General features: G+C 40.5%; 5 protein-coding genes. 4 read left to right on the top strand and 1 reads right to left on the bottom strand.

Annotated features, from left to right (window positions below; all coding sequences use genetic code 11):
* The first annotated feature begins 13 nt into the window (after nt 1–13).
* The gene (locus V5N63_RS01590) at nt 14–1549 is read left to right on the top strand and encodes a YifB family Mg chelatase-like AAA ATPase (protein WP_088468322.1); all 1536 of its coding nucleotides are present in this window, start codon (nt 14–16) and stop codon (nt 1547–1549) included.
* A 12-nt stretch (nt 1550–1561) separates the two neighbouring features.
* Here V5N63_RS01590 and V5N63_RS01585 read toward each other — a convergent pair whose 3' ends face one another.
* Complete coding sequence (locus tag V5N63_RS01585) at nt 1562–2635, bottom strand: DUF3078 domain-containing protein (protein WP_332032446.1); 1074 nt, start codon at nt 2633–2635, stop codon at nt 1562–1564.
* Between the two features lie 185 nt (nt 2636–2820).
* Here V5N63_RS01585 and V5N63_RS01580 point away from each other — a divergent pair, with 185 nt between their 5' ends.
* The 3 genes from V5N63_RS01580 to gdhA all read left to right on the top strand — a co-directional run bounded on the left by V5N63_RS01580 (nt 2821) and on the right by gdhA (nt 6274).
* Entirely contained in the window at nt 2821–3591 is a 771-nt protein-coding gene (locus V5N63_RS01580) for a rhomboid family intramembrane serine protease (RefSeq protein WP_332032400.1), read from the top strand.
* Between the two features lie 28 nt (nt 3592–3619).
* Nucleotides 3620–4729, top strand: coding sequence for a DNA-processing protein DprA (dprA, locus tag V5N63_RS01575; protein WP_332032398.1), 1110 nt, complete (start codon nt 3620–3622; stop codon nt 4727–4729).
* 186 nt (nt 4730–4915) lie between these two features.
* Entirely contained in the window at nt 4916–6274 is a 1359-nt protein-coding gene (gene gdhA / locus V5N63_RS01570) for an NADP-specific glutamate dehydrogenase (protein ID WP_332032396.1), read from the top strand.
* Nucleotides 6275–6509 lie beyond the last annotated feature (235 nt).

Below are 6509 nucleotides of genomic sequence, written 5' to 3'. Positions count from 1 at the left end.
TCAAAACACAGATATGTTGGTAAAAATTTACGGAAGTGCCATTTTTGGAGTCTCTGCGCAAACGATTACAATCGAAGTCAATGTAGATACTTCAGGAGTGGGATATCATTTGGTGGGCCTGCCCGATAATGCAATTAAAGAAAGCAGCTACCGCATTTCTGCGGCTTTAAAGAACGTCGGTTATAAAATACCGGGCAAGAAGATTACCATCAACATGGCGCCCGCCGACCTGCGGAAAGAAGGCTCGGCATACGATCTCAGTATCGCTTTAGGCATTCTGGCCGCTTCAGAGCAAATCAGGGCTGAAGACATCGGCGATTACATCATCATGGGAGAACTTTCGCTGGACGGTGGACTATTGCCAATTAAAGGCGTTTTACCCATCGCCATCAAAGCCCGTGAAGAAGGTTTCAAAGGAATTATTTTACCCAAACAGAATATCCGCGAGGCAGCTATTGTAGATCAGCTGGAGGTTTATGGGATTGAAAACATCAGGGAAGTCATTGGTTTTTTTAATGAAGGAATTCCACTGGAAAGAACAACCATCGATACCCGCAAAGAGTTTCAGGATAAAATCAACTTCTTTTCCACCGACTTTTCGGAAGTGAAAGGCCAGGAAACCGCCAAACGCGCCATGGAAGTTGCGGCGGCAGGCGGGCACAACATTATCTTAATCGGTCCGCCAGGAAGCGGGAAAACGATGCTCGCAAAAAGAGTTCCGAGTATTCTTCCGCCTTTAACCCTCAAAGAAGCCTTAGAGACCACCAAAATACATTCGGTAGCAGGAAAAATAGGAACAGAGACCTCTTTGATGACCGTTAGACCCTTCAGAAGTCCGCACCATACCATCTCGGATGTGGCTTTAGTTGGTGGCGGAAGCTATCCGCAACCGGGAGAAATTTCCCTGGCGCACAACGGCGTTTTATTTCTGGATGAAATGCCCGAATTTAAAAGAACCGTCCTCGAAGTCATGCGCCAGCCCTTGGAAGACCGCGAAGTCACCATTTCACGCGCCAAATTTACCGTAAATTATCCCGCAAGCTTTATGCTGGTAGCAAGTATGAACCCCAGCCCGAGCGGTTATTTCCCAGATGACCCCAACAACACTTCCTCACAGTTTGAAATGCAGCGGTACATGAACAAACTTTCCGGACCGTTGCTCGACAGGATTGATATTCATATTGAAGTCCAGAAAGTGGAATTCGACCAGCTTTCTGACAAGAGAAAAGGTGAAAAGAGTGATGAAATCCGGAGCCGCGTTTTAAAAGCCCGCGAGATTCAGTCCAAAAGATACCATAACTCCGAAATTCATTACAACGCCCAAATGGGTCCCAGGGAAATTGAAAAGTACTGTGAACTCGACGAAACTTCCCAAAATCTCATCAAAACTGCCATGGAAAAACTAAATCTTTCGGCAAGAGCCTATGACAGAATCCTGAAAGTAGCCAGAACCATAGCAGATTTAGAACTCGAAGAGACGCTCAATTCAAGTCACATCGCAGAAGCCATTCAGTACAGAAGCCTCGACCGGGAATTTTGGAATGTATAACACACACAAAATTTAATTAACAAAAGGTTTTATAAGCTTCTTGTTTTTTTCTTTGTTTTCAAAACCCAAATTATAGGAGAAACCAACTCCCAGGGTCTGTTTCATCTGAAGTTTCTGCAGCTGATCATGATCGTAAAGCAGATCCAGACTTACCACGGTGGAAATAAATTTGTTGAACCTGATGTTTAAAGTTCCGTTATAAGCGATATCTACACGTTCCGGATGAAAGACGTAATTACTGAAGAAGTTGATTTGATTGACCAGATTAATGTCTTTATAAATTTTCATTCGGTAAAGAATATTTACGAGCGCACCTAACTCCGAACGCACACTTTGCCCATCACGTTCCAAACCATATTTGCCTGCTTTCTGCAGAAAAGGATCAGTAACAAAAGTGAATTTACCGTTTACAGGCCGGAATATCACCTGGAAATTCTCATTCGGGTTGTATGAAATACCTAAACCGGCGTTTAAATAACCGGGAGCCATAAATCTTGAAACGCGGTCGGCGAATTCCGGATCTGGCGTTACGCTGTAATTGTAACCGGGAGAAAACTGCGATAAAAACTGAAAACCGGTAGATAGATAGAAGTTTTTACCGACATCATATCCATAATTTGTCATAAGGTTAATGTAATCTTCAGTTTTTCTTGAAGATTCACCCTGAGACGTGACAAACCCGTAACCCAGCTGCAGGTTGTTATCAAGGAAATGCTTTCTGTTTTTGTAACTTAAATTATAATTAATTTTCCCAATGATGCCAATGTTGTTATTTCCACCCGAATTCCAGTTAGAAAAAGACGATTGGTTAAATACCAGATTATTCTGCCCAAAATAAAACCATCTTACCGGTTCTTTAAGTTTCAGAAGGTTATAAGGCGTAATCGGGATATCTTCCGTTATGTTGGAAATCACCACTTTATCGCGGATTACAAGGGTGTCTTTAAAACGGACATCAAAGTTGATGAGTTTAGGATTCGCCAGACTGTCCAGATCTAAAGCTACGGAATCCCATCTTTGCTGAGAAATAGAATCAATCTCTTTTAAAATATTTCTGCCATTTTGGGAATAGGCGGGCAACGCCATCAATGTAAGAAAAACGATAATAAACTGTCTCATAGACTGCAAATTTAATGTAAACAAATAAAACCTTACAATTCCCTGCAGATGTTTTTATTACTTTTTGTCTTATATAAGTTTTTAGGATTGTAAAAGATTAGCCATATTTACTTAAAATTTATTTTGGTAAAAGTTTTGACAAAGAAATAGCTATGCTAAAAGAATCCCTGAATTACAGAGCGGTAATCTACGCAACCATAATGGTTTCAGCAATGTGGCTGGGGTTTTTCCTGCAATATCTCGGGCTGTTCGACGGTTGTACTGGCGCCATTATTCCGCTGAATCCGGAAGGCCTGAAGGGAATTTTTTTATCCCCTTTCCTGCACGGCAATATCGAGCATATTTTCGGAAATTCAGTCCCTATTTTTGTCCTGATATTTTTGCTGTTTCAGTTTTACCCTTTTATCGCAAAAAAAGTGTTCTTTCTTGGCTGGTTTGTATCAGCATTTTTGGTCTGGCTCCTGCCACCGATTGATATTTTTACCGGTAATTTCAATTTTGTGTGTATTATCGGTGCCAGCGGAATCGTATATGTATTGGCTTTTTTCCTTTTTTTCAGTGGCGTTTTCCGGTGGAATATGAAGCTGCTCACCGTTTCACTCATTGTGGCGTTATATTACGGAAGTTTGGTTTGGGGTGTGATGCCCGAAGAACTGTTTACGAATCTTGAAGAGCCCAGCAGAATTTCGTGGCAATCGCATCTTTCAGGGGCGGTAGTAGGGATGATCATGGCATTTGTTTTCAGAAAAACAGGTGAAAAGAACAAACGTTTTATCTGGCAGTTCCCGAATTATTACAGCGAGAAAGACGATAAACTTTGGCAGGAATACAAAGAAAATCATCCCGATGATTTTATGGAGCTTCCTTATCTTAAAAAAGAAGATCCTTGGGATCATTTAGACAAAATCCGGAAAAACGAATAATTTTTAATAATTTTGAGAAAAATAACCCATGTTTTCCGAAGAAACCCTATATTCTGTTGCACTTCGCCACTGCCCGCTCATCGGCGACATGGTCTTCAGAAAGCTGGTGAGTGAAATTGGCTCTGCAAAAGAAGTTTGGGAAATTTCAAAATCTGGATTGAAAAACATCTATGGGATCGGTCGGAAAATATCCCTCGAAATTGGCAACCCAAACCATCTGAAATTTGCGGAAGAAGAACTCGCTTTCTGCGAAAAAAATAATATCAAAATCAACCTCCGCCATCTCGGCGACCTACCCTATCATCTTAACGAATGTGAAGACGCGCCAGCAATCCTTTACCAAAAAGGCAGTTACGATCCCGCCCGGCAACCGCTTAGTATTGTTGGTACCCGCAATATTACACCATACGGAAAAATGTTTGTAAAGGATTTTCTGGAAGAGATTAAAACCAAAAAAATCATTACAGTAAGTGGTTTGGCTTTAGGTGTTGATACTGAAGTTCACGAAATTTCGGTTCAGAAAAACATTCCGACTGCAGCGGTTTTAGCACATGGGTTCCACACGCTATATCCGAGCAAAAACAAAAAACTTTCCGAAAGAATTTTAGAAGAAAACGGAGTTCTTTTTACGGAATTCAATTCCAGGCAGAAACCCGACCGTGAAAATTTTATCCAAAGAAATCGTGTAATTGCAGGACTCTCAAATGCCACTATTGTGGTAGAGACCGCCTTCGGAGGCGGCTCCATCAGCACAGCCTCTTTTGCCAACAATTACAACCGCGAAGTGTATGCTTTGCCCGGAAAAATCACAGATAAATACAGCCAAGGCTGCAACCAGCTCATCTTTCAGAATAAAGCGGCGGCCATTTCCACCCTTTCTTCTCTGGCAGAACAATTGGGATTTCATAAAGAAAGTGAGAAAACGGGCGAACTCTTCCCAAGTTCAGAAATCAGGATTCAACTGCCTGAAATTCAGCAAACCCTTTTAAATGCCTTAGATAAAAACACCCCGCTTTCATTGGATGAAATTTCGATAAAAATGCAGATTCCATCCTATAAAATATTGCCCGATTTGCTTCAACTTGAAATTTCGGGGTACATCAAAGCACTTTCGGGAAGACAATATCTGGCGAATTAAGATATGCAGGTTTTTAAAAATTTATTAATCTTAAGTTAACATTCAATAATTGATATTATAAATGTTAAAATTATGAATTTAACAAAAATAAACTCCAATATTATTAATATTTAATCAATTATTAAAATTTTTGTTGCAAGTTTTGAAAAAAAAATTAAATTTGTTGACAATAATAATCAACCCCTTATGGAGCACTATAACGTAGACCAGAAAATTCAGGAATTTATGGCCAGAATTGAAGCTAAAAATCCGAATGAACCGGAATTTCTTCAGGCCGTGAAAGAAGTTGCAGTTACTGTAATTCCTTTTATTTCAACTAGAAAACAGTACAGCGGAAAAAAACTTTTGGAAAGAATGGCTGAGCCGGAAAGAACAATAATCTTCCGTGTTCCGTGGGTTGATGACAAAGGTGAAATTCAGGTAAACAGAGGTTTCAGAATCCAGATGAACTCTGCAATTGGTCCATACAAAGGCGGCATCCGTTTTCATCCTACCGTAAATTTATCAGTTCTGAAATTTTTGGCATTCGAGCAGACTTTTAAAAACTCTTTAACCACATTACCGATGGGTGGTGGAAAAGGAGGTGCAGATTTCGATCCACAAGGAAAATCTGATAATGAAATCATGCGTTTCTGCCAGGCTTTCATGACGGAAATGTGCAAACATATTGGTCCTGAAACCGATGTTCCTGCAGGAGATATTGGTGTTGGTGCAAGAGAAATCGGATATTTATTCGGTCAGTATAAAAAAATCAGAAACGAATTTACAGGGGTACTTACCGGAAAAGGTTTAGCCTACGGAGGTTCACTTATTCGTCCTGAAGCTACAGGTTACGGGGTTGTATATTTCGCAGAGCAGATGCTGAAAACCATTGGACAGGATTTCAAGGGAAAAACGGTTTGTGTTTCAGGTTTCGGAAATGTTGCATGGGGTGTTGTGAAAAAAGTTACCGAACTTGGCGGAAAAGTTGTAACTATTTCCGGTCCAGACGGTTACATCTATGATAAAGTCGGCATCAGTGGCGAAAAAATCGATTATCTTTTAGAATTAAGAGCATCAGGAAACAACAGAGCCGAAGATTATGCGAAGAAATTCCCAAGTGCAGAATTTCATGCAGGGAAACGTCCATGGGAAGTTAAATGTGATGTTGCCATTCCTGCAGCAACACAAAACGAACTTCACCTGGAGGATGCGAAGAATCTTGTAGCAAACGGAGTAATTTGCGTTACCGAAGCTGCAAATATGCCTTCAACTTTAGATGCAATTAATCATTTCTTAGGAAACAAAGTTCTTTTCTCTCCGGGGAAAGCTTCCAACGCTGGTGGTGTAGCCACTTCCGGTCTGGAAATGACCCAGAACTCCATCCGTTTGAACTGGTCTTCCGAGGAAGTTGATGCAAGACTTAAGGAAATTATGATCGGCATTCACAAAGCTTGTAGAGATTACGGCAAAGAAGAAGATGGCTATGTAAACTATGTGAAAGGTGCAAATATCGCAGGTTTCGTAAAAGTTGCAGAAGCAATGCTTGCACAAGGTGTCGTATAAAAAATAAAGCCGGATTCTCTCCGGCTTTTTTCATAAAGCCTGTCCCGGGATAATGGGAAAAAAAGTAAAATGAAAGGATAAAGAGCATTGATTTTTCAGTGCTTTTTATTTTGGTGAAAACTGAAGAAATTATTTTCACCCCGAACTTTTAAAGAAGCCGCAGATTCTGTATTCCGAAAATTACTAATTTTACTTAAATCTTTATGAACATGCCGACTTCAGAACCAAGGATTGA

The sequence above is a fragment of the Kaistella sp. genome, from assembly GCF_032060305.1.
GTDB lineage: Bacteria > Bacteroidota > Bacteroidia > Flavobacteriales > Weeksellaceae > Kaistella > Kaistella yananensis.
The sequence above is the reverse complement of the archived record's forward strand: the minus strand, read 5'-3'. Positions and strand labels throughout refer to the sequence as shown.

What these genes read in the sequence shown, in the direction of transcription:
- V5N63_RS01590 (WP_088468322.1), top strand. Translation starts at nt 14, where the DNA reads ATGTTGGTAAAAATTTACGGAAGTGCCATTTTTGGAGTCTCTGCGCAA.
- V5N63_RS01585 (WP_332032446.1), bottom strand. Translation starts at nt 2,635, where the DNA reads ATGGCGTTGCCCGCCTATTCCCAAAATGGCAGAAATATTTTAAAAGAG.
- V5N63_RS01580 (WP_332032400.1), top strand. Translation starts at nt 2,821, where the DNA reads ATGCTAAAAGAATCCCTGAATTACAGAGCGGTAATCTACGCAACCATA.
- dprA (WP_332032398.1), top strand. Translation starts at nt 3,620, where the DNA reads ATGTTTTCCGAAGAAACCCTATATTCTGTTGCACTTCGCCACTGCCCG.
- gdhA (WP_332032396.1), top strand. Translation starts at nt 4,916, where the DNA reads ATGGAGCACTATAACGTAGACCAGAAAATTCAGGAATTTATGGCCAGA.